Source organism: Verrucomicrobiia bacterium (genome assembly GCA_036405135.1).
In the GTDB taxonomy this organism is placed as follows: Bacteria; Verrucomicrobiota; Verrucomicrobiia; order Limisphaerales; family JAEYXS01; genus JAEYXS01.
This window is the reverse complement of record DASWYF010000049.1, coordinates 60,464-83,214: the sequence shown is the minus strand read 5'-3', so window position 1 is coordinate 83,214 and position 22,751 is coordinate 60,464. Positions and strand designations below refer to the sequence as shown.

Here is a 22,751-nt window from a genome sequence, read left to right as displayed (position 1 = left end):
CAACTCACCATCAGGCATTTAAACCAAAGCGGCATTCAACGGTAAAAACCCTCTCAAAAAACACGCCCTGAGCGAAATTCTCGTCTCTCCCTCCGTCAACATCCCACTCCCTTTTCCCCTTTCGCGTATTTGGCGTGTTTCGCGGTTAACCACCCTCCCCTTAGATATTTTCCCGTGCTGGCCCACCAGTGCAACCCGCTTCTACATTGCCAAACCACCGCTCCTCTGCTCTGCTAACCATCAAGAGCAACCCCATCACCAGCGCGCCGCCATAGCCCTATGCAAATAAAGTGGCCCAAATACCAATCCATGCCCGCCGACGAATGGCCGGAAGTCTTGGCCCAGATCGTCGTGCTCTATTGGCTTCTCTTCGGCCCCTTTCCACCCAATTCCTCCATGATTGGCCGGATGCTCGGCACAGCTTTAGCTATTGGTGTCGCCTACAATATTTGTGAACGCTGGGAACCTTCGGAAAGAGCCAAGCCCAAAACCCGGTTCCATTTCTACCTGCGGATAGCCGGAGTTTATCTGTTGATGATCATCGGTATCAAAACCGTACTTTGGCTCGTGGCCTTGAGTTTCAGGCACCTTGGCTCATCAGTCTAAGCCTTTCATCCGGCTTTAGTCGAGGATGCGGCTTCCACATTCCTCATTCACTTGACCCCATTCGGTTGAAAAATCTTCTTTTTGCGCCTTTTGTGCTTCTTTGCGGCCATTCCTCTCCGCAGTTAATCCCCCTCTCGATGTTCGATGTTTGCCCAGTCATTTGAACAGTGCTCATTCCTTCGTCATTGGGATTTAGTCATTCGTCATTTAGGTAACGCCCCGTGTCCGACCTTCATCGCTCCCGCCACCTTCGGCTTATATCCGTTAGCCTCATCCAACTGCGGATCCACCCCATACGTCCCTCCTTGTTCCGCTGACGGCAATTGTGGTTTCGCCGGTTGCGACGACGCTTTGTGATACCACCAATTCTCCGCAAACTTGAACGTCCCCGCCTGCGTGTTCCCTCCCACATTGATCCACGACCTCAACGGCTTCTCACACACGATGATGTTCTTCTCGAACACATTGTTCCCGCACGGCGTCATTCCCGGCTCATTATTCTCCTGCAAGATGCGGAACACCCACGTCTCCGGATTCACGATTGTGTTATACCGCACCACCCCTTGCTCCACGCCCGTGAATACAACAGCCGCCATCCCGCCGATGATCAAGTTCCCCTCCACCGTGATGCGACGCCCCTCATACTTCGCATCCTTCGGTCGAAAATAAGGCCGCCCCGTGGAACCGCCCAGATGCATCGGCCGCTGCCCCGCATTGATGAACGTGCAACCGCGCACCGTAATATCCTCCGAGCCACCCTTCGTCTGCGGCCCCGTCGCCTGTGAGAAACCCGCCTTCCCCTCGAACACACACTTCTCGATCAACCCGCGATGACACCCCACCATATCGATCGCCTGTCCCGCCCACCCATTGATCCGACAATTGCGAATCGTGAAATCATCCACGCCCGAGAGCTTGATCCCATCATTATTCCCCGTCGGCCCGATGTCTGAAACGGAAACATTCTCGATCGTAATCTGTTGCGAAGACTCTCCGCCATCATCGAAGTTCAACCCGTTCCCCTTTTGTCCGGACACCGCAATATTCCGCACCGTCAGATAAGAACACCCACGAAAATGAATCGCCAGATTCCCACCCGTGAACTTCGGCGGCTGCGCCGCATTCGCCCCCTCAATGACGATCGGCGCCTCCTTCGTCCCCTTTGCCTTCTCCACCGCATACCCCGATCCATACTCCCCCGGCGCAATCTTCAACGTCATCCCCGGCTTAAGCGACCGCACCGCCTCCAACAACTCCTGCCGATTATTCACCAAGCGCACACTCTCCGCCGCGTTCAAAGAAACCGAGAGCATCAAAAGAAAACCACAAACCGCCGCTAAACGAATGATGGGCATAACCAAAGCCTGTCATATCCCCCTAACGCTGACGAGCCACAAACAAGCACCCCTCAATCCGTAGCAGCCGACGTAAGGAGGCTCTGCCCTGTTTGGAGTGCGGAGGCTTGACTCCGCTTTCCGCCCGAGGCGGCTTGACGCCTCGACTCCCTCAGATGCTCGAAAAGATATTCAGCCATGCAAATCAGCTTTGCCCTCTTCAATTCGTGCCAATCCGTGAAATTCGTGTCTTTTCCCCATCTGCGCTTATCTGTGTCCATCTGCGGTTACTTCCCCTGCAGCCCCTTCATCTTCTCCCCATACCGCTTCCCAAACTCCCGCAACGAAGCCGAATCAAAATGCACCACATCCCCCTTATGCACCAATCCCTCTGACTCCACCACCGCACACTTCGACACCTTCTCCGGCAGCGATGCGATCTGCTCATTCACCAGCGGCCAGTAAGACGCCTTGCCGTCCTTGTTCGCTTTCTCCAAAAACAACCCCAGCTTGCCCGCCACGAACGGCACCTCCGGCGCATTCAAGTCCGTGCGCCAATCCTTCACCGCCTGCGCCAGCCGCTCCGCATAACTCTTAGCCGTCGCCTCGTTGCTAGAATCTCCTTCGCCTTGATGCCATAAAATCCCTTTCAACGTCCCATCCTTCATCGCCGCCTTCGCCCGAACCAAAGCATCCTCATACAAATCCTTCCCCTTCTGCCAACGCGAGAGCGGCGTGCCACCCACCGCACACGGGATCAGCCCGATCGTCACCTCCGGATTCGCCTCCGCCATCACGCGTCCGAACGTAGAACCCAGCCCGACCCCGATGATCGCAGGTTTATCAAAATGCATCGGATCAATCGCCGGAGCCCACGTATTCGTCTTCGTAAACATGAACACCCTAGGATGCGGCACCTTATCCACGTCCTCTACCTTGCCTCTGCCCGCCATGTTCGATTGCCCAATGAGCAAATACAGATGCACCTTCTCCTTCGCCGGCAACTTCACCTCATCCGCCGCATATAAAGAAGCTGCCCCGGAAAACAAAACCAGTCCGCTCAACAAAAACGCACGCAAGGAAATCATGTCTCACCACTAGACCAGAGTGCCCCCAGAAGCAAGCCACATGCTCGAACCTCCTAAAGCATGGTAAGGACCGGTTCCACCCGGTCCCAAACCTTCCCTCAAAGCATCCGCATACAATGTGCAGATATACGGAAACACTGAGTCGAACAAATACTGCCCCTTTCTTCGTTCTTCCTTCTGCATTCTTCATTGAACAATTTTCCATTTGTCCAAATCCCCTATCAGGTGGACTCTTTACCCCAAGCAAATGAAAGCATCGTTTTTCAATCAGCGCACCGGTGTCTTGTCGGCCGCCATCTTGGGCATGGGATTAAGCCTTAGCCCCATCATACCGATGTCCACGCAGGCGGCGGACAAGGAAAAGGACAAGTCCAACGAAAAGCCCCGCGCCATCTCCGGCATCTATCCACACCTCGCCTACTTTAATGACGAAGGTGAATGCGGCACCGGCGCCGTCGTTCCTTGGGCCGATAAACTCTGGGTCATCACCTACGGCCCGCATTTGCCCAAAGGCTCCTCGGACAAATTGTACGAGATCGATAAAGACCTGAACCTCGTCGTGCGCCCGGAGAGCATCGGCGGCACACCTGCGAACCGCATGATCCACAAGGAATCCGAGCAGCTCTTCATCGGGCCATACGCGATCAGTGAAAAAGGCGATGTCCGCACGATTCCTTACAGCGCGATGTTTGGCCGCCACACCGGCAACGCCCGTCACCTCACCGATCCCGCGAACAAAATCTATTACGCCACCATGGAGGAAGGCCTCTATGAAGTGGACGTGAAGACGCTCGACGTGAAGATGCTCTATGCCGATGAGCAATTGAAGGACGCGAAGGAACCGAAGGCCGATCTCCCCGGCTATCACGGCAAGGGCCTTTATTCCGGCCAAGGTCGCGTCATCTACGCGAACAACGGTGAGCACGGCCCGAAAGCGCTCGTCGATCCCTCCATTCCCTCCGGCGTGCTCGCCGAGTGGGATGGCAAAGATTGGAAAATCGTCCGCCGCAATCAATTCACCGAAGTCACCGGCCCCGGCGGCATCTACGGCAATGACCGTTCCGCGAAAGGCCCCGTGTGGGCCATCGGCTGGGATTACCGTTCGCTCATCCTTATGATGCTGGACAAGGGCAAGTGGCATCCCTATCGCCTCCCGAAAGGCAGCCACAGCTACGATGGCGCGCACGGCTGGAACACCGAGTGGCCGCGCATCCGCGACATCGGCGAGAGCGAACTGCTCATGACCATGCACGGCACCTTCTGGAAGTTCCCGAAAGATTTCAGCTTCGAAGATTCTGAAGGCATCGAACCGCGCTCGAACTATCTGAAAGTCATCGGTGACTTCACCGAATGGCGCGGCAAAGTCGTCTTCGGCTGCGATGACACCGCCAAGAACGAATTCCTGAACAAGCGCAAAGCCAAAGGCGAACTCGCCGGTCCCGGCCAGTCGCAATCCAACCTCTGGTTCGTGGAACCCGATCAGATCGATGACTTCGGTGCCGCCCTCGGTCGCGGTGCCGTGTGGTTTGATGAACCCGTGAAGGCCGACTCCGCCTCGGATGCCTACCTCTTCTCCGGCTACGAGCAACGCGGCGTCCACCTCACGCACGATAACGACAAGCCCGTCACATTCACCTTCGAGATCGACCGCAAAGGCCGTGGCGAATGGAAGGGCCTCTGCATGATCGAAGTCCCCGCCAAAGGCTATCGCTGGCTGGAATTCTCTCCGAAAGACAAAGGCGCGTGGGTGCGCGTGCGCGTGGATAAAGACTGCGCCAAGGCCACCGCGATGTTCAATTACAGCAACAAGGACAAGCGCAGCAACGAAGCCAGCGAGATCTTCCGCGGCATCGCCACGGTGAAAGACAAGGCCGTATCAGGCGGCGTCATCCGCGCTCGCGGTGAAAACCTCCGCACGCTGAACTTCGCCGCCCTCCGCACCGAGAACGGCACCGCGAGCGATGCCGGTTATTTCGAGATGGGCGCCGATCTCAAGCTGAACAAAGTCGATGACACAAAAGCCCAAGATTGGCTGAAGAAAAACGTCGCCATCCCGCACGGCATGTTCCAGGTGGATGAAGCCTCCGTCATCTTCACGGATGACAAGGGCACGCGCTGGCGCTTGCCGAAAGGTGACGCCGCCTTCGATCAACCCGGCGCGCTGGGCGATGAACGCATCGACCGCGAAGTCTGCACTGAACGCGATCTCTTCAACTGCCACGGCACCTTCTACGAACTCCCCGCCGAGAACGCCGGTGGCTTCGCCAAGGTCCGCCCCATCACCACGCACAATCGTCGCATCAAGGACTACACCAGCTATCGCGGCCTGCTCATCATGACGGGCATCAGCGATGGCGCACCGAAGAATTCCCAGCACATCATCCGCTCCGCCGACGGCAAGGTCGCCCTCTGGGCCGGTGGCGTGGATGACCTCTGGCAATTCGGCAAAGTGCGCGGCCAAGGTGGCCCGTGGAAAGACACCAGCGTAGAAGCCAATAAACCTTCCGACGCCTATCTCATGACCGGCTACGATAAAAAATCCGTCCTCTTCCAACACGATGCGAAAGACGCCCTGAAAGTCCGCATCGAAGTGGACCTCACCGGCACCGGCCTCTGGCGCACGTATCAAGTCGTGGAAGTTCCCGCCAAGACCACCATGACTCATCAGTTCCCTGACGCCCTCCAAGCCTACTGGGTGCGCGTCGTTGCGGACAAGAACTGCAAAGCCACTGCGCAATTTAGGTACGAATAAGCTGTCCGGTTTTTGCCAATTTGTCAGAAACCCAACAAACGATTCCTTACTTCAAAAATCATTAGGAATCCCGAAATAGGGCGTGCTATATACGGACGGCTTGGGGATTCGCCGTCGCCGTGAGGGGATATTGCACGCAGGCTCGTCGCCAGGCTGTTGTCACACACACCGTCAACAACCATGGCGGACTCATCAAACCAGCCGGTCAGCACGCTTAAACCTCCCGCACGCGAAGGTGCCACCGAGTCGTTGCTCAACGTCGCCGACTCGCTCAACTCCTTTCGCCACGGCCTGCGCACGCCGTTGAACCAGATTCTCGGCTACACCGAGATGCTCATGGAGGATGTCTCGTGCAGTTCCGCGCAGGCGCTGCTGCCTGATCTCGAGCGCGTCCATCTCATCGGCGGCCAGTTGCTCGCGCTCATCAATGAAGGCCTCGCCCCATGGAAGCTCATGGTCGGTCGCGTGGACCTCGAGACCATGCGTTTCGAGATGCGCAGCCCTTTGAATCTCATCATCGGTTACACCGAACTTTGTCAGGAGATCGCTGAAGAACGGGGCGATATGCGCCTCGTGCCCGATCTCAAAAAGATCATCGGTGCGGCCAAGAATCTGCAGAACGCCTTCGAAAGCCCCTCGCTCAAAGACCGCGTGGACCGCTGCCTGCAAAGCGAAAAATCCAAGCATCGCACGCGTTGGCTGATGGAAGAGCCGCCCGAATCGCCACAGGATGAAGGCACCATCCTGATCGTGGACGATAACGAGATGAACCGCGACATGCTTTGCCGTCGCTTGGAGCGTTACGGTTACGTCACTATCGAGGCAGAGAACGGCAAGGAAGGCCTTGAGCAAGCCCACAAACGCAAGCCCGACCTCATCCTCATGGATGTCGTCATGCCGAACTCCAACGGCTACGAATACCTCGAAAAGTTTAAGAACGATCCCGCCCTTGGCCACATCCCCGTCATCATGCTCTCCGCGCTGGACGAGATGGAGGTGACCATCCGCTGCATCGAGATCGGCGCGGAAGATTACATCCCCAAGCCCTTCAATCCCGTCCTCCTGAAAGCCCGCATCGAATCTTCCGTGCAGAAGAAACGCCTGCGTGATCAGGAGAAAGCGCTGCTGGACATGATGCGCATGGAGCGCGAACACCTTGAGCAGATCATGAACGGCGCGCTGCCCCAAAGCGCTGCCGCCCGCATCCGTCAGGGTGAACAAGGCTTCGTCGATGAAGCCGTCGAAGCCTCAGTGCTATTGGTCGAAATCGTTGATTTCAAAGCCCTCTCCGCGCAACTTCCCACCAAGCAATCCGCCACTGTCCTCACAGAAGTTTCCATGACGCTGGATTGGCTCGCCCGTTTCAGCAAGGCGGACAAGATCCGCACCAATCCCGGCCAGTTTGTTATCGTCGCCGGCCTTCAAGGCGAACGTGCCGATCACGCCAATGCCGTCAGCGACATCGCGCTCAAACTCCAGCACGTCCTCCCGCTCCTGCGCATGCAGACCAAAACAGATCTGCACCTCCGCGTCACCATGGCCTCCGGCACGCTCTCCGGCGGCGTCATTGGTCGGGCCAGTTATTACTACGAAGTCTGGGGCGAAGCCTTGCGCAAAGCCACGCAGTTGATGCCCATCTGCGAACCCGGCAGCGTCATCGTGGAGGAACAATGCGCTCGTAAACTGCAGAACTATTTGAAGCTGGAACCTATCCCCGGCACCACCGCCAGCCGATTGATAGGCCGCTCAACTCCAGCCACATCAGTAGCCGCCTAAAGTTAACTGCCTTCTTTCGATGTTGGACGTTGAGCGTTCGAGGTTCGATGCTTCCGAACTCCCCCAGTGCGCTCCGTGGTTCCCTGACCTGACACATGAGACCTGAGACTTGAAACACTCTATCATTCTTCCGCCACTACAAACCCCTTCCGCAACAACGCCGTCAACGCCGCGATCGCCGTATCATCATCCGGCATCTGATCGATCACCCGTCCCACGATCCCCAGCTCCATCACCAGCAATAGTGCTTGCATCTCCTGCGGCGGCAACCCTGCTTGCGCCCCCGTAAGATCACCACTCACCCGCAACCGGCTGCTCCATGAAGGCAACTCCGCCTCCATATCCTTCGTCTCATCCATCATTCGCAAGCCTTCGAGGATCGCATTCTCCGTCGACATCTCGATCTCATCCGGCTGCGGATTCACCGGTCCTTGCTCAAAGACAAACGTCCCTTTTGTCCAGCGAAAGATACGGAAAAGCGCCCGCAACGGCGGCAACGGACTCGCATCAATGCTCGCGAAACACACATGCCCGTCCCGCATATGGATTCGCGCCACCACCGGCAGATTCTCGATCCGTACCACACCCGTACGGCCGTACCGACAAAGGAATTGTAACAGATCCGGCACTGGCGTTTCCGCAATAGTACCGGATAGCCCTGTGGTGCGTTCCTCCTGTCCGCGCGTACGCACCTTGCTTACGAAGTGGATCTCCGTCTCTCCGCTGGGCTTTTGTGCCGACATGCTGAAACGTGTGATCACCACCACCACCACGAGTATCTTGCCCAGTCGCAGGCGATCTCCTTCCTTCAACTCCGCTTGTGCCACTTCCTCCTGGTTCACCTGCACGAACTCACCCGAATTCAGGCTGCGGATGGCCGCGCGGTCGCCCCATCCCGTCACCACCGCGAATCGCTGGGCATTGGCCATGATATCCAGCGTGATGTCGTGATCGCTCGTAAGATTCAAGAGCAGCGCGCCGCCATCGGGCACCGGAAACTCCGCTCCCTTGTTCTCTCCGTTCAAAAAGTGCAATGCCAGCGCCACGCACAAAAATCTTGTGAGCATCGCTCACAATGACAAGCGGCATTCCCCTCACATCCATGAATCTTTTTCTTGCGAGAGGCAGGTTTCATGTTTGAACCGGCAGACCTCCTGCTTCACGTTGCTACCGGAATGCGAGACAGGATTGAAATCGTCTCCGGGGATATCACAAAGCAGCAAGTGGACGCCATCGTCAATGCGGCCAACAGCTCGCTGACGGGCGGTGCCGGTGTCGATGGCGCCATCCACGCCGCTGCGGGACGCGAGCTCTACGAGGAATGCATCACCCTCGGCGGCTGCCCCACAGGCGAAGCCAAAGCCACCAAAGGCTACGCGCTGGCCGCCAAATGGGTCATCCACACCGTGGGCCCCATCTGGCGCGATGGCAAAAGAGGTGAATCGGAGAAACTCGCCCGTTGCTATCAGAACTCTTTGAAAGTCGCCGGGACTTTGCATGTGAAGACCATCGCCTTCCCCTGCATCAGCACCGGCGCCTACGGTTTTCCATTCGATGACGCCACCCGGATCGCCTTGGACGAAACGCTGAAATTCCTGAACACCACCGAAAGCACCATCGAAAAAGTCACTTTCGTCTGCTTCGGCCAGGCCGCCTTCGCCACCTACCAACGCCTGCTGGCCGAACGGCTAATGCAGGTGTCTTGAATATTAGCCCGCAGGTGCAACCTGCTAAATGTTTGTCCAAAGCTCGTGGTTGTGGACTAATAGTCCTTAACCATGAATCGCCGAACTTTTTTGGCCTCCACACTGGCGTCTGCCGTCGTCGCCAGCACTTCCACTTCCTTTGCTGCGGATAAGAAACGCGCTCCTCGCATTCTCCTCCGTTCCTCCTGGCAAGTCGTGAACATCGGCGACATCGCCCACACGCCCGGCGTCCTCACGCTCATCGAGAAATACATTCCCGATGCTGAAGTGATCCTCTGGCCCTCCGGCGATATCACACCTGAAGTGATCGCCATGGAGCACAAACGCTTTCCGAAATTGAAGTTCGTGAAAGGCGGCATCAATCCTGACGGCACCACCAAGGTCAAGGAACTCGAAGAAGCCATCGAATGGTGCGATTTCATCCTGCACGGCTCCGGCCCCTCTATGGTCGCTTACAAGGATGTCTCCGCCGCCGTGAAACGCACCGGCAAACCCTTCGGCGTTTACGGCATCACGTATGGTGGTAGCACCAAGGAACAGCAGGAATTCATGGGCAAGGCCAAGTTCCTCTACTTCCGCGACACCGTCTCCCTCGCCAAGGCCAAGTCTGAAGGCATCAACTGCCCCATCATGGAATTCGGCCCGGATGGCGCGTTCGCTGTGGACTTGCGACAACCGGAACCAGCGGCTGCTTTCTTGAAAGCGAACGGTCTTGAAGAAAAGAAATTCCTCTGCTGCCTCGCCCGCTATCGCTACACGCCTTATTGGCTCGTAAAAGATGGTCGTGCGAAAGACGCCAAGCGCGATGCGCGCAATCAAGAGATGCGCGATCACGACACGAAACCCTTGCGCGACGCCATCATCGCCGTGGTGAAACAGACCGATCACAAAGTCCTGCTCTGCCCGGAAGACGCCACGCAGATGACCATCACGAAAGAGGACATCTACGATAAGCTGCCGGAAGATGTGAAGAAGCGCGTCGTGTGGCGCGAGAAATTCTGGCTCACGGATGAAGCCCTCAGCACGTATCTGAAATCCTCCGGCATCTTCGGCCTGGAGATGCACTCACCCATCATGTGCATCGGCAACGGTATCCCCGCTATCGTCTGCCGCTTCGAGGAACAGACCACCAAAGGTTTCATGTGGCGCGACATCGGCCTCGGCGACTGGCTCTTCGACATGGATAAACCCGACGAAGTCGCCAAGCTCACCGACACCGTCCTCAGCCTCGTGAAAGATCCCAAAGGTGCGAAAGAAAAAGTGGCGAAAGCGGCGAAGTTCGTGGAAGAACGCCAACGCATCACGATGGGAGTTGTGAAGAGCAATTTGCCGGTGTGATGCAGTAAAAATCTTTCTTCGAATGAGCAAGGATACTATCTCCAACATTGAAGCGGTTGTACGCCGCTTGGAATCAGGAGATATTACCGAAGCTGAATTGGAGGAAGCGATCAAATCACCTATCGAATCGGGGATGATAGCCGAGGAAATCTATCTGCTAGTTTCCATTCTTGCGCATGAAAGGAGACAGCTTTGGGTTGGTCATATAGTGGAGTCGCGTCTTCACGCCCAAGGAGCCGAACTGGGCACCATGGGAGCTGTCGGACACCCTCAGGACATGCCGCAAAGCGGAGACGTTCCCGGCGAAAACGGCTGGCGTTATTACTTTCACGGCCGGGGATGCTGTTTCACGCACGAGGACAAGACAGAGATCGATGTAGATTTTGCCGATGATGGCACAGCCTTAGAAATCGACCCGTATTTTTACAGAAACTATCTCAAATCGAGTCCTTCACTCAGTTGGTTTGAGCAGAAACTGATACCGCACAAAAAGCTCGATGATGCCTGGATGTTTGATCTGAAAATGCTACGCAGCATCAACTTGATACAAGACCAACATCGGTTTCGATTAACTGATACCGGTCGAAGCCTAGCAGCAGCTTTCGAAGCTCTACTGGAAAAACTTGATGCCTTGCCCTGCGCAGCAAGATCGCTACTTTTCGTCTCTATCGCCGATTGGCAGGAAGCAGCAAACCAATGCAAACAAGGCGGGCTTCAGGTCGAGAAACTTACCGAAAAGTCAGAGGCTCAACGCACTTCGCGGCTGGCTCAGCTTAGGGCAACAGTTAACAACAAAGCTGTTAAGGATGGAGATATCGCTTTGGCTTCTCTGGGAGCATTCGACAAACAGATCATTTTCCATGATGTGCTCACCTGCTTGCGTCAAAAGCCCGCAAGCAATTTAAACCATACGGCTTTGACGATTCTTAACGGATGGCAAGGCCCGGAAGTGGTGGACATCTTGATGGAAAACATCAAAACACATTCCAGCTTGAGTCTAAAAGATACATTCACGCGATGGACTTCCAAGCATTTGCCCCCGCAGGAGTATAGCCGTTTAAGTTTGATCGTAAGCCTCACCAAGAATCTTTTAGAAAAATGCGCTCCTGACAGACACCCATCAGACCTTATTCCTCTGCTCCGGAAGGTATTGGCAGCAGACTTCGCCTGTCATTCCGCTACAGCCGCTTTCCTTTTGTATCTCATCGACCCTAACGTCGGCTTGATCAAATTAAGCGCAGGGCTTTCAGACCACATCCCCATAAACCGCCAATATTCAGCGGCCTTCTTGGCTATCATAGGCAATAGACATAGCGTCGACATCCTCATCCAAGGAACTAAATTGCCGCCAGAACTTGGTGGTCACGAATCGGCTAGCGCACTTGTTTTGATCAAAGATATTGAAGCCCAGGCTGCCGGGAAGAGCTGGTCGCGGCAAAATAATGGATACGAAAGTATTGAGGGCAAAGAAGTCGAAATCATGGGCAGGAAAATTATGACGTGGAGTTTCGATGAAATCGAACGTTCCAACCTTCGGGAAATGCTCAAATATGAGTATGAAGCTAAATCCATCGAGTTTGGCCCTTTGCTTTCTGTATGGCGGTCAAGTTCATCAGCTTAAAATCTATTTCAAAAAAACAGCCACTTTGACATGAAAAACTCCATCTTGAGTATCAACACACCGGCACTAGTTCTTTTCTGTTTGTTGTGCAGCCCGATCACTAAAATTTTTGCTGCCGAAAAACCACCCGGCGATATCAAAGCAGTTCAAAACACTCCCAACCTCGTCGCCTTCTGGACCTTTGGCGAGGAAGCCGGGCAACCGCGCGTTTCCACTGGCACGAAGGAAAAGCACCCGATGAAAGAAGTCGGCACGCCGATCGCCCGCGTGGAAGGCGGGCCTTTCTCGGGTTATGCCGCTGACTTGAATGGGAAACAGTATTTCTCCATTCCCTATGCTGAGACGGGCGATCTGAACATCGGCGGACCGGGTGCTGAGGTGAGCATGTTCGCGGTCGTGAATATCCAGAATCTCAAGCAGAGCCGCACTATCGCGGGCATGTGGAGTGAGGGCAAAGGCGCGAATGACGATACCGGCACGCGCCAGTATTCCCTGCTCATGAACATGCCCACCTACGGCGGCCCGAACAAACTCGTCCCGCACATCTCCAGTGAAGGCGGCGTGACGCGTCGTGCGGATGGCAGCGCCTTTCCTTGGTGCGCCGATTACGCCGCCACGAAGAGTGAAGTGCCCACGAACCAATGGTGCACGCTCGCCTTCACCTACGATGGCAAATACATCCGCGCCTACATCAACGGCGTGCTGGACAAGATGGAACTCGATCCCGTGAAGCACAAACGCACCGATCCTTACTTCACCAAGGAAGGCCCCGATGGCAAAGACCGCGGCATGAACCCGTATTACCACGGTCGCGGCATCTTCAGTTACGATCCCGAAAAGCATAAGAACCGCATCGGTGGTGCGGACTTCACTGTGGGCGCACGCTACGCCGTCGGCTCCATGCTCGGCGAAGCGACCATCGGCAAATTCGGCGGCCTCGCCGTCTTCAACCGCGCCCTGACCGATGAGGAAATGAAAAAGCTGCATGATGCCGCGAATGTGAACGCGTTGAACAAGTAATCTTAAGCCATATCTCATGAATCGCCGCCAGTTCATCCAAGTCTCCAGCGCCGCCACCATCGGCACGTTGCTCGCCAGCGAATCACTCCTCTCCGCCGCCGACCTCGCGAAGAGCTACGATGTCGTCGTCTATAGCGGTGTCCCTTGCGGTTTCGCTGCCGCCATCGCCGCCGCCCGTGAAGGCGCGAGCGTTTTGCTCATCGAGCCGACCAAACACGTCGGCGGCCTGAGCACCAGCGGCATCAACACCGCTGAGACGGAGCACATGCTCAAGTGGACGATTGGCGGACTCGCTCAGGAATTTTACGAACGCCTTGGTAAACATTACGGCACGAACAAGCCCGAGTATTACTTCGAATCCTCTGTGGCGGAGAAAGTGAAACTGGAAATGCTGGCCGAGGCCAAGGTGCCCATCCTCTACGGCCAACGCGTGGAGAAGGTGGATAAGAAGCGCGGCCAGATCCGCAGCATCACCTTGAGCGACCGCAAGAAGATCACGGCGAAAGTCTTCATCGATGCCAGTTACGAGGGCGATCTCATGTCTCGTGCGGGCGTGAAGTATTCCATCGGCCGCGAAAGCAAAGCCGAGTTCGGCGAAGAAGCAGCAGGCATACGCTTCGATAAAGTTGTGCGCAAAGCCGCTACGGTGGATGAGAAAGGTAAATTGCTCCCCGGCATCAGCGCGTGGGCAAAGGACTTGAAGGAAGGTGACGCGCATCGTTCACCGATGAACTACAACTTCCGCCTCTGCTTCGCGAAAGACCCGGCTTTGCAAGTGCCCATTCCCGCACCGAAGCATTACGATCCGAAACGCTATCGCCTGCTGGAGAACTGGCTGAAGGAAAAGACCGGTCGCAAAGAAGCCGTGAAGCTGACCGATCTGCTGGATTTCTACGCCCGTCGCAACGGCAAGTATGAGGTGAACAACAAGCAGGCCGCCATCTTTTCCATCGGTCACTTCGGCGGCCAGTTCGATTACCCGGACGCCGATTACCCCAAGCGCGAGAAGATCATCGAAGACCATTGGGATTACACCCTCGGCCTGCTCCACTTCCTCGCGAATGACGTGAGCGTGCCGGAGAACGTCCGCACCGAGATGAAGTCATGGGGCCTGCACAACGATGAGTTCAAGGACAACGGCAACCTGCCGTATGAACTCTACGTGCGCGAGGCGCGCCGCATGCGCGGCGAATACATCGTCACGCAGAAAGATGTGCAGACGGATCGCCGCAAGCCGGACAGCATCGGCCTCAGCAGCCATTTCATCGACAGCCATCACGTGCAACGGGTGGCGCTGTCACCTACGGAGTTCGTGAATGAGGGCCGCATCTGGCGTGTGAGCCGTGCCTATCAGATGCCTTATCGTGCTTTCACACCAAAGAAAGCCGAATGTGAAAACCTCCTCGTGCCCGGAGCCGCCAGCTTCACGCACGTCGCCTTCTGTTCCTATCGTTTGGAGAGCGTGTGGATGATCTCCGGCCACGCTTGTGGCGTAGCGGCAGCCATGGCGGCAAAGGCGAAGCAAACTGTCCATGAAGTGGATCTGCCGAAGTTGCAGGAGAAACTCCGCACGCAGAAGCAAGTCGTCGATTTCCTCCCCGGCCAACCAGAGTTTTGGTATGACGTGAACAAAACTCCGAACGGTCCGCCGGAGTTTTAAAACGCTGTTTTTGGAAACAAAAGGTTGTTGCGCAGAATCAATCAACTCTGTGCAACAACCTCGTAAATCGTAATTCAAGAAATCGTAAATCCGCTCACTTCCCCTTCGTCTCAAACGTCTGTTTGTGGCCGCTGGACGGGATGCTGATCGTGTAGCTCTTGCCATCCGGCGCCACGGACATCTTGATGTAATGTGCCGCGCAATCCTTCTCCGTATGATTCGCGATGTGCTCCTTCACCGTGTTATTTGAACTGCCGTCAGCGCGTTCATTCCGGTGCAACTGATACATCGCCTTGATGGAAGGTGTGGACTTGAGTGTGCCAAACGTCTCCGGTCCGCACCCCTTAGTCGCGCCATTATTCATCACAGAAACCGTTGGCGACAGGCTCTTGATAAGCAGAGGATTGTTGCTCACATCGAGACCGTGATGATTCACCTGATACACATCCACCACGCCCGCGAGATTGATCGGGCAGACCAGCTCCCCTTCCACATTCCAAGTGAGATCACCACCATTGAAGAAACGGAACCCGCCGAACTCTACCAATGTCACCACGCTGTTCGCATTATCGCTCCGGTCTTTGTCCTTCAACGTGATGCCTTCGCACTGGCTATTTTTGCCTTGCGGTTTCTTGCCCGTGAAAAGCTGATGCGCCACCAAGCAACGAACATTGAGCTTCGCCACTGATGCGTCCGCGCTCGCCTTGAATGGGATCGTGTCATCCGGGCGGATCACTTTGCGCTCAGCCGGGATGTCCTTATACGGCTTGATCATCAGCGGGAAACGCGTGTCACGAGGATTATTATCCGGATTCACCTCGGGGATACCCTTATCCCAAATCGTGCCAAAAGGAATTTGCTGCGCCACCTCCGCCGCGCCACCAAAGTGATCGATGTGAAAATGCGTCGTCAGCAAGTTGTCGATCTTCTTCAACCCAGCCACTTCCTTCGCCACCTTGATGATGCGTGCAGAATCGCGGCCACCCGGATTGCCGCTATCAATCAACAACGATTCACCCGCTGGCGTCACGATAAGCGTGGAACCGCCGCCCTCGGAATCGATCCAGTAAAAATCCAACGTCTTGTCCGCTACTCCGGCAAAAGTGGAAACGACAGAAGAGCCGGTGATGGCCAAAGCGAGTGCGAGCGATTTCGTATGGTGCATAAAAAGAGTTAACCGAGGATGCGAAAGAGTTTCAACCCCATACGGCTTCTATGCCCCGGAACTCAAAGGATGACGGCGATCTTTCAGCGGTAACGACACCCGCCGTTTCGCTAAGGCGGATTGATAAACGGCCATCACCATCTCCACTGCCTTCATGCCGTCGTAACCATTGCACGCCGGTTCCCAACCCGTGCGTGCAGCCGTGATGAGGCTATCCAACAGCACGCGATTGCCCGCTGTGGTGTTGTGTTGGCTTTCCGGCACGCCCGTCAATGGATCACCCGGCACCCGCTCCCACGCATTGGCCTGGCCGCGCTCGGACCATGCACCAGGTTTCAGTAAAAAGATGCGGGGCGGGATGTTCGCCTGTATCTTCACCATCCCCTTGCTGCCGATGAGTTCTAATCCCCAACCGCCCGCCACCGTGGCATTCTCTTCACGCGAAACGAACAACCCGTTCACACCTTTCGCGAAACCGAATTGCGCATAAATATCTTCACCGGCGACAAGACCGATGCCTTCCGTCGCCTTACGCGCATCCTTGATCGTGATGTCACGGCCTTGGGTCTGCACGCGAGCCGTACACCACTCGGCATTACCGGCGAAGATGCGCATGAGATCGAAGAGATGCGTGCCCAGCACCAGCATATCCTCACCGCCAGCACGCTTGTCCTGCTTGCCATTCGCACGGATTTCGAGCAAATCGCCGATAAGACCTTTCTCCAACTCCCCTTTCAGATACGCGATGTTCTGCGCCACATGCATCTGATGCGCCACCGCGATCTTGATACCCGCTTTCTTCGCCGCCGCGAGAATCGCATCCGCTTCTGCAAGATCAGTAGTGAAAGGTTTCTCAGTATAGATGTGCGCACCTGCTTTGATCGCTGCGAGCGCCATGTCTTTATGTTCCACCGTCCAGCGTGTGGCGATGCTCACGAGATCCGGCTTCTCTTTCTCGAGCATCTCGTGATAGCTCGCGTAGGCCTTGGGTGCCTTGAGTTTTGCCTGGGCTTTCTTCAGGCCATCGGCATTCGCATCCGCCACCGCCACCAGTTCCACTTCAGGATGACCGACCATCACCGTATCCATGCCATGGCCGTAATTGCCTTTGCCCGTGTGACCTATGACCACGGCGCGAAGTTTGCCCGTCTTGGCCAGTGAAGCTTTGGGGGCCACCGTCTGGCAACCGGTGAGAATGGCGGTGCTGGCAGCAGCCAAAGCCGTGCGGGCAAGGAACTGCCGACGCGAAACGGGGTTCATGGGCTCAAAATTCATGATTTTCCGGTGCGTGAAATTCCTGTAAATATGCCTTGCCAAACCGGGTGTCGCCAAGTTGAATTGCGGCCCTTCGATAACTTGGCTGGATAGCTCAGTTGGTAGAGCAGAGGATTGAAAATCCTCGTGTCGCCGGTTCGATTCCGGCTCCAGCCACCACTTTTTCTCAATAGTGGCCGCAGCACATCCATCCAATCCAACGGTAGTGATTCTCGCAGGCGGTCTCAGCACGCGCATGGGGTGCGACAAGGCGCAGGTGCGCTTGGGACGCCGCACCCTGCTCGGTCATGTGAAAGCAGCGGCAGACGCAACAGATTGGCACGTGAAAGTAATTCGCAAGGATGTCGTAGAACGCTGCGGCCCCCTCGGCGGTATCCTCACGGCGTTAAAGCAAAGCCGAGCGGAAACATTGGTATTCCTCTCGTGTGACATGCCGTTCATCTCATCGACGTGGATCAAGAAATTGGTGCGCGTGCAGAAGCAAACGGGAGCGAAAGCGGTTTTCACACAGCAGGAAGAGTTCGCTGGATTCCCTTTTGTGCTTTGCGCTGAGACTCTGGAAATCGTGGAACAACAACGCGCCCAAGGCCGCTACTCCCTGCAAGCCCTCGCGAAGGTGTTGAAAGCAGATATGATGGATGTCCCGGAGAAACGGATTCACGAGTTCATGAACGTGAACACACCGGAAGCATTGGAAGAAGCCAAACGACTCACGAAGCGATAGGAGCGCGGACTTTAGTCCGCCTAAATATCCGTCAATATTGGCGGGAGAATAATATCGAGACTCTCGAAAACTTCCTTGTTCGCCAAATCTAACCGTTTTCCCAAGCTGCTTTTGCTTATGCATGTTTAAGCGGACTAAAGTCCGCGCTCCACTGCAAACGCACACCCTCCCCTTTCTTCATTCTCCCCTCTTAATTCTGCATTCCATCCTACGGTTCCACATACACCGGCATGTCCACCCAGATCATCTTGATCAAATAAGCCGCGTTCCAGTTCGCCAAACGGAAGCACCCATGCGACTCCGTCTTCCCCACTGCTTCCGGCGAAGGCGTGCCGTGGATGCCATAGCCCGGCTTATCGAGGCCGATCCAAGCGACACCCACGGGATTATTCGGACCCGGCTGGATCATGAGCGGCTTGCCGATCTTCTTAGCCTCTTCAGATTCAGGGAAAATCTCCGGATTGAAACGGTAATTCGGATTCTCCGCCGCTGTCTTCACGCGCACCACACCGATGGGGCGCTTATCCACCTTTTGCGCGATGCTGCACGGGAACTGCGCGATGAGCCGGTCCTTCTGATCAAATACCTGCATGAGCCGCGCTGAGAGCAAGATGCTGACATACGCCGCACGACCAGCCGGTTTGGGCGGAGTAATATTCGGCACAGTCAACACCGTACCCGCCGACACATCATCCCAATTCACCCCTTGGTTCAACTGCTTGATGAGCGAGGGATAGGATTGAAACTTCTCCGCTACGAGTTCCAGCACCGTCTCATAGCCCAGCTTGTCCTGCTGTGATTTGCCGAGCCATGTCTTGCTCAACGCCCGTAGACCACCGATGTCCTCGCTGGTGACGGTATAGTTCGTGTAAAGCGGCAGCTTGATCTGCAATGCATTCTTGGTGGCCGCATCGAGTTCCCCGCTTTGCGGAATGCCATTGCGCTGCTGGAAGCCACGGATGGCCGCCCGTGTTTGATAACCGGTCGTGCCATCAACCGAGCCAGGTGAAAAACCAAGTCGCGCCAAGGCAACTTGCGCCTCCAACGTCGTCTGCACAGGACGCGCTCCTTCCACCACCATGTTAGTGACCGGAGTGCTATTGCTGGTGACAATGGGGATGGCCGGAGGAACAACGGTCTGGTTGGTCGTTGGACGGGTGACCTGATTGGTGATAGGAGATCGGACAATTTGATTGGTCGATACTCGAACCGGTTGATTCGTCGGCGTGGCAGAGTTGTTCGTCTTTGCATCTGCCCAAGGGAGGTTCGTGGCGACACGGTTGGAGACGGCTTGCCAGTTCTCATTGGAGAGCAAGACACCGGGAGCGCGCTTGATGGCATCTACATCGACATATTTTTCGATGACAGGCGGCTCTTTTCGCAATGGATCGTTCGATTGCCACCAATACCAGCCACACAAGCCCGCAATCGCCAATACAAGCAGCACGAACATCCGGGAGATAATGCTACCTCCGCCGGACTTCTTTTTACCGCCGCCACTATTGCCGCTATTGGGTGACTTGGATGCCACGGGCCAGACTGTAGCCATAAACCCAGGCTAAATCCAAAGGAAGAAAACAGCCCTGCGAAGACAACCCGCTCTTGGCTGTCAGCGCAATCGACTACTTTGCCGTGGTCAATTTCTCCTTGGTCTTGCTCCAACCTTCATTCGGCAAAGCCTCCCAGACTCGCAAGTTACGGAAAGAAGCTGACTCCCCGCCAACGGTGAAACCCAGATTCGCTTTTGCGGTGGCGATCAACTCATGCGCTCCCGCGATCGCCTTGCCATCGATATGGGCGACCATCTCCTGCCCTTTAATTTCCAGCACCACAGTTTTCCAATCGCCCGGTTTGATCTCGATCTTTTGTGTGCCGAACTTCAACGCCTTGTCCGGGCCATCGTGGTCGTGATCATCCTTCTGGGCTGTGAAGCCGTCTTTGTTGATCAGCACGCGGCAGACGTGTTCTTTCGTATCATTGATGCTGAGGGTCGTCATGCGGCACCCATCCACACGCACATCGTATTGGATGACCACGTCCTTGAACTCCAACGGATAACGGGCGACGGCGCCGTGCTTGTCTTCCTTGAGTTCGATTCCTTTCAAGGCGCCATCCACCGTTTCCCATTTACCTTTGGCCATACGCCAACCGGCAGCAGCAGGCTTGCCTTTCTCGGCCTTGGCGGCAGCGATGGGCTTGGAGAAATCTTCGCTGAGGAGCAGCTTGCCGCGCTCGGTCATGAGGGTCTTGGGATCGGCGGCGTGGAGCTGGGTGTAAGCGGCGGTGATGGCCAGTGCCAGAAAACGGGTCATTGCATTCATGGTTAACGAGCCAGACGAGGAAGCGCTATGTAAGGTTACAAGCGTCGCCGCCTTCCCGATGCTGGCAGGTTAAAAACGTTAAATCGTTGAACCGTGGAATTGATTCACGATTCAACGATTTTAACCATTTAACGAGTCCTCACTTGGGCAGCCACTTTTCCCACTGCTTGGCGATTTGCTCTACATTCTCTTTCTTCACTTCCATGAGCTGGGTGTTGTCGATGGCCTTTGCGGGATTCTTCTTCAGGTGCAGTTTGTTCACGAGGTGTTCCACGGAGCGCCAGCCGTAGTTGTAGACGTCCTGGCCGAGGAGTAGCTGCACATGGCCGCTGCGGACGTAGCCGAGTTGTTGCGGGAGGGCATCGACGGAGACGCATTTCACGGTGCCAGCGGGCCATTTCAGGGCGTTATCCGTGAAGAGCGGCCAGCCGCCGAGGAAACCCCAGCCGGTGATGTCCGGGTTTGCCTGCATGACTTGCTCGATGCGGGCGACGGCGTCTTGCGGCGTTTCCTTATGATAGAAGATGTCCACGATGCGGATGCCGGGATAGGCCTTCGCACCGGCGCGGAAACCGGCGGCGCGTTGTTGGAGGTTCGCGGCGTTCGGGTTGCCATCGATGGCGGCGACGACGCCTTTACCGTTCAGCAATTTGGCGAGGGATTCAAAGGTGGCCTTACCGCATTCGAAGTCATCGATACCCACAGAGACGAAGCGCTGGCTGTTCGGGGCATCGCCGGAGAAGGTCAGCACGGGCACGCCGTTCTTTACGGCTTTGTTGATGGCGTCGGTGAGTTTGATCGCGTCTGAGCAGCTGATGATGATGCCGTCCGCGCCATTGAGGACGAGTTGCTCGATGTATTCGGCCTGTTTCTGCGCGTCCTCTTCATTCGGCGTGCGCCAGTCGATCTTGATCTTGATGCCGTGCTTGGCGGCGAGTTCCTTGGCGGCGTCATTAGCTCCTGCCCTGGCGGCTTCGAAGAATGGGTTGCCTTGGGACTTGGCGATCATGCCGAAGGTGTAGGTGCGCGCGGCTTGGGCGAAAGTGGTTTGCGCAGATGCCAAAGACACGATGACAGCCGCGGACAAAGCGATAAGGAAAGCGAAACGGGTCATGCGGGGGAGTGTAGGAGAGAAAAACTCCAAATTCAAAGCTCAAAGCTCAAAAGAAGCTCCAAATCCGAAGCTCTAATAGGAATTGCATTTCTGTGTTCAGACGACATCCCGGCACCCCTCACCCTGGCCCTCTCCCCTCCAAGGGGCGAGGGTGGTAAGCGTTACGTGCGTTTTATTAGTCACCTGCAATTCGAAAGCAGATTGAATATTATTTCATCCGTATCCCGAAACTTGCGTTCCATTCTCAGTGTGAAAGTATTCGCCCATGTTCACCCGTTGGTTATCCCCTGCTCTGCTTGGATTGGTTTTCATTGTGTTCACGGATCATTTGCAGGGGGCGGAGAATGTGGCGGGTGTGCGAGGTAAGGTGGGTTGCAAGGAGAGTCCGCGCAAGGTGGAGCGGTTGGTAATCGATAAGCCGGGGGTTTATGAAAATATTCTGGTGGATGGGAAGTGGGCGGCGGCGAACTTGGTGAAGATCACGGCGGATAATGTCACGTTGCGAAATTGCGAGATACTGAATGGGAGGCATAACGGCATCACAGTGTATGCGACGAATGTGGTGATCGAGTCGTGCAAGATCCATCATCTGCTGAATGGGACGTTCAAGGATCAGCAGGATGCGCATGGGATCACGGGGCGGCCGCAGAATCTGGTGATACGGAATTGCGAGATCTATTATACGTCCGGTGATTCGGTGCAGTTCGATCCGGGTCGCGGGCCGTGGGACAATGTGTTGATCGAGAATTGCACGTTTTGGAACGGACCGTTGCCGGAGGATGCGGCGGGTTTCAAGAAAGGCGAGCGTCCGGGTGAGAATGCGCTGGATACGAAGCAATCAGTGAAGAATCCCCGCAGCCGGATCACGGTGAGCCATTGTGTGTTTTACGGGTGGAATCAGCCGGGGCAGATCGAGAATCTGGCGGCGTTGAACCTGAAGAATCATGTGGAGGTAAAGGTGGAGCGGTGTCTGTTCCGCGATAATGAGATCTGCCTGCGCCTGCGTGGTGGCACTGGGGATTACGGTGGGGCGCTGGTATCGATCAGTGATTGTGCGGTTTACGATTCCGCGGTGGCTGTGCGGATTGAGGATAAGATTGCGGACTTGAAGATTTCGCGGCTGGGCATGGGAACGGGCATTAAGACGAAGGTAGTGAATGCCGGTGGCGGTGCGGGTGCGGGTTTTGTGAATGAGGGGGAGTATGTGCCGGTGGGGTTTGAGGAGATGGTGAGGAAGTGGAACCTATAATT

18 protein-coding genes and 1 tRNA gene are annotated in these 22,751 nt (G+C 55.8%); 11 read left to right on the top strand and 8 right to left on the bottom strand.

Translation table 11 applies throughout. The features are described from left to right. Positions 1–309 precede the first annotated feature (309 nt). A complete protein-coding gene (locus VGH19_23420; GenBank protein HEY1174336.1) occupies positions 310–606 on the top strand; it encodes a hypothetical protein in 297 nt (98 codons plus the stop codon). A gap of 203 nt (positions 607–809) precedes the next feature. Here VGH19_23420 and VGH19_23415 read toward each other — a convergent pair whose 3' ends face one another. Further along, a complete protein-coding gene (locus tag VGH19_23415) occupies positions 810–1,961 on the bottom strand; it encodes a right-handed parallel beta-helix repeat-containing protein (GenBank protein ID HEY1174335.1) in 1,152 nt (383 codons plus the stop codon). Between the two features lie 266 nt (positions 1,962–2,227). Next, complete coding sequence (locus tag VGH19_23410; GenBank protein ID HEY1174334.1) at positions 2,228–3,028, bottom strand: sialate O-acetylesterase; 801 nt, start codon at positions 3,026–3,028, stop codon at positions 2,228–2,230. 247 nt (positions 3,029–3,275) lie between these two features. On the opposite strand from VGH19_23410, the gene VGH19_23405 reads away from it, so the two are divergent. Both VGH19_23405 and VGH19_23400 read left to right on the top strand, forming a co-directional pair. Further along, positions 3,276–5,780, top strand: coding sequence for a hypothetical protein (locus tag VGH19_23405; protein HEY1174333.1), 2,505 nt, complete (start codon positions 3,276–3,278; stop codon positions 5,778–5,780). A gap of 180 nt (positions 5,781–5,960) precedes the next feature. Continuing rightward, on the top strand, positions 5,961–7,556 hold the full coding sequence (locus VGH19_23400) for a response regulator (protein HEY1174332.1): 1,596 nt from the start codon (positions 5,961–5,963) through the stop codon (positions 7,554–7,556). A 122-nt stretch (positions 7,557–7,678) separates the two neighbouring features. On the opposite strand, the gene VGH19_23395 is transcribed toward VGH19_23400, so the two are convergent. Further along, positions 7,679–8,623: a DUF4388 domain-containing protein gene (locus VGH19_23395; GenBank protein HEY1174331.1), complete on the bottom strand. Its 945-nt coding sequence runs from the start codon at positions 8,621–8,623 to the stop codon at positions 7,679–7,681. Between the two features lie 108 nt (positions 8,624–8,731). Here VGH19_23395 and VGH19_23390 point away from each other — a divergent pair, with 108 nt between their 5' ends. From VGH19_23390 to VGH19_23370, 5 genes are all read left to right on the top strand, one after another. After that, on the top strand, positions 8,732–9,262 hold the full coding sequence (locus VGH19_23390; protein HEY1174330.1) for an O-acetyl-ADP-ribose deacetylase: 531 nt from the start codon (positions 8,732–8,734) through the stop codon (positions 9,260–9,262). 72 nt (positions 9,263–9,334) lie between these two features. Beyond that, the gene (locus tag VGH19_23385) at positions 9,335–10,600 is read left to right on the top strand and encodes a polysaccharide pyruvyl transferase family protein (GenBank protein ID HEY1174329.1); all 1,266 of its coding nucleotides are present in this window, start codon (positions 9,335–9,337) and stop codon (positions 10,598–10,600) included. A 22-nt stretch (positions 10,601–10,622) separates the two neighbouring features. Continuing rightward, positions 10,623–12,221, top strand: coding sequence for a hypothetical protein (locus tag VGH19_23380; GenBank protein ID HEY1174328.1), 1,599 nt, complete (start codon positions 10,623–10,625; stop codon positions 12,219–12,221). A 30-nt stretch (positions 12,222–12,251) separates the two neighbouring features. Continuing rightward, positions 12,252–13,241, top strand: coding sequence for a LamG-like jellyroll fold domain-containing protein (locus VGH19_23375; GenBank protein ID HEY1174327.1), 990 nt, complete (start codon positions 12,252–12,254; stop codon positions 13,239–13,241). A gap of 16 nt (positions 13,242–13,257) precedes the next feature. After that, positions 13,258–14,901 (top strand): FAD-dependent oxidoreductase, encoded by a 1,644-nt coding sequence (locus VGH19_23370; GenBank protein ID HEY1174326.1) that lies wholly within the window; start codon positions 13,258–13,260, stop codon positions 14,899–14,901. A 94-nt stretch (positions 14,902–14,995) separates the two neighbouring features. Here VGH19_23370 and VGH19_23365 read toward each other — a convergent pair whose 3' ends face one another. Then, on the bottom strand, positions 14,996–16,066 hold the full coding sequence (locus tag VGH19_23365) for an MBL fold metallo-hydrolase (GenBank protein ID HEY1174325.1): 1,071 nt from the start codon (positions 16,064–16,066) through the stop codon (positions 14,996–14,998). A 48-nt stretch (positions 16,067–16,114) separates the two neighbouring features. Next, entirely contained in the window at positions 16,115–17,326 is a 1,212-nt protein-coding gene (locus tag VGH19_23360) for a Gfo/Idh/MocA family oxidoreductase (GenBank protein ID HEY1174324.1), read from the bottom strand. Between the two features lie 98 nt (positions 17,327–17,424). On the opposite strand from VGH19_23360, the gene VGH19_23355 reads away from it, so the two are divergent. Both VGH19_23355 and VGH19_23350 read left to right on the top strand, forming a co-directional pair. Then, positions 17,425–17,500, top strand: a tRNA-Phe gene (locus VGH19_23355). A gap of 13 nt (positions 17,501–17,513) precedes the next feature. Further along, positions 17,514–18,065, top strand: a complete 552-nt coding sequence (locus VGH19_23350) for a molybdenum cofactor guanylyltransferase (GenBank protein HEY1174323.1) — start codon at positions 17,514–17,516, stop codon at positions 18,063–18,065. 208 nt (positions 18,066–18,273) lie between these two features. Here VGH19_23350 and VGH19_23345 read toward each other — a convergent pair whose 3' ends face one another. The 3 genes from VGH19_23345 to VGH19_23335 all read right to left on the bottom strand — a co-directional run bounded on the left by VGH19_23345 (position 18,274) and on the right by VGH19_23335 (position 21,500). Next, on the bottom strand, positions 18,274–19,614 hold the full coding sequence (locus tag VGH19_23345) for a L,D-transpeptidase (GenBank protein ID HEY1174322.1): 1,341 nt from the start codon (positions 19,612–19,614) through the stop codon (positions 18,274–18,276). 73 nt (positions 19,615–19,687) lie between these two features. Continuing rightward, entirely contained in the window at positions 19,688–20,377 is a 690-nt protein-coding gene (locus VGH19_23340) for a family 16 glycoside hydrolase (GenBank protein ID HEY1174321.1), read from the bottom strand. A 148-nt stretch (positions 20,378–20,525) separates the two neighbouring features. Continuing rightward, on the bottom strand, positions 20,526–21,500 hold the full coding sequence (locus VGH19_23335) for a substrate-binding domain-containing protein (GenBank protein ID HEY1174320.1): 975 nt from the start codon (positions 21,498–21,500) through the stop codon (positions 20,526–20,528). A gap of 265 nt (positions 21,501–21,765) precedes the next feature. Between VGH19_23335 and VGH19_23330 the strand changes: the two genes are divergently transcribed. Next, positions 21,766–22,749, top strand: a complete 984-nt coding sequence (locus tag VGH19_23330; GenBank protein ID HEY1174319.1) for a right-handed parallel beta-helix repeat-containing protein — start codon at positions 21,766–21,768, stop codon at positions 22,747–22,749. Positions 22,750–22,751: the final 2 nt, after the last annotated feature.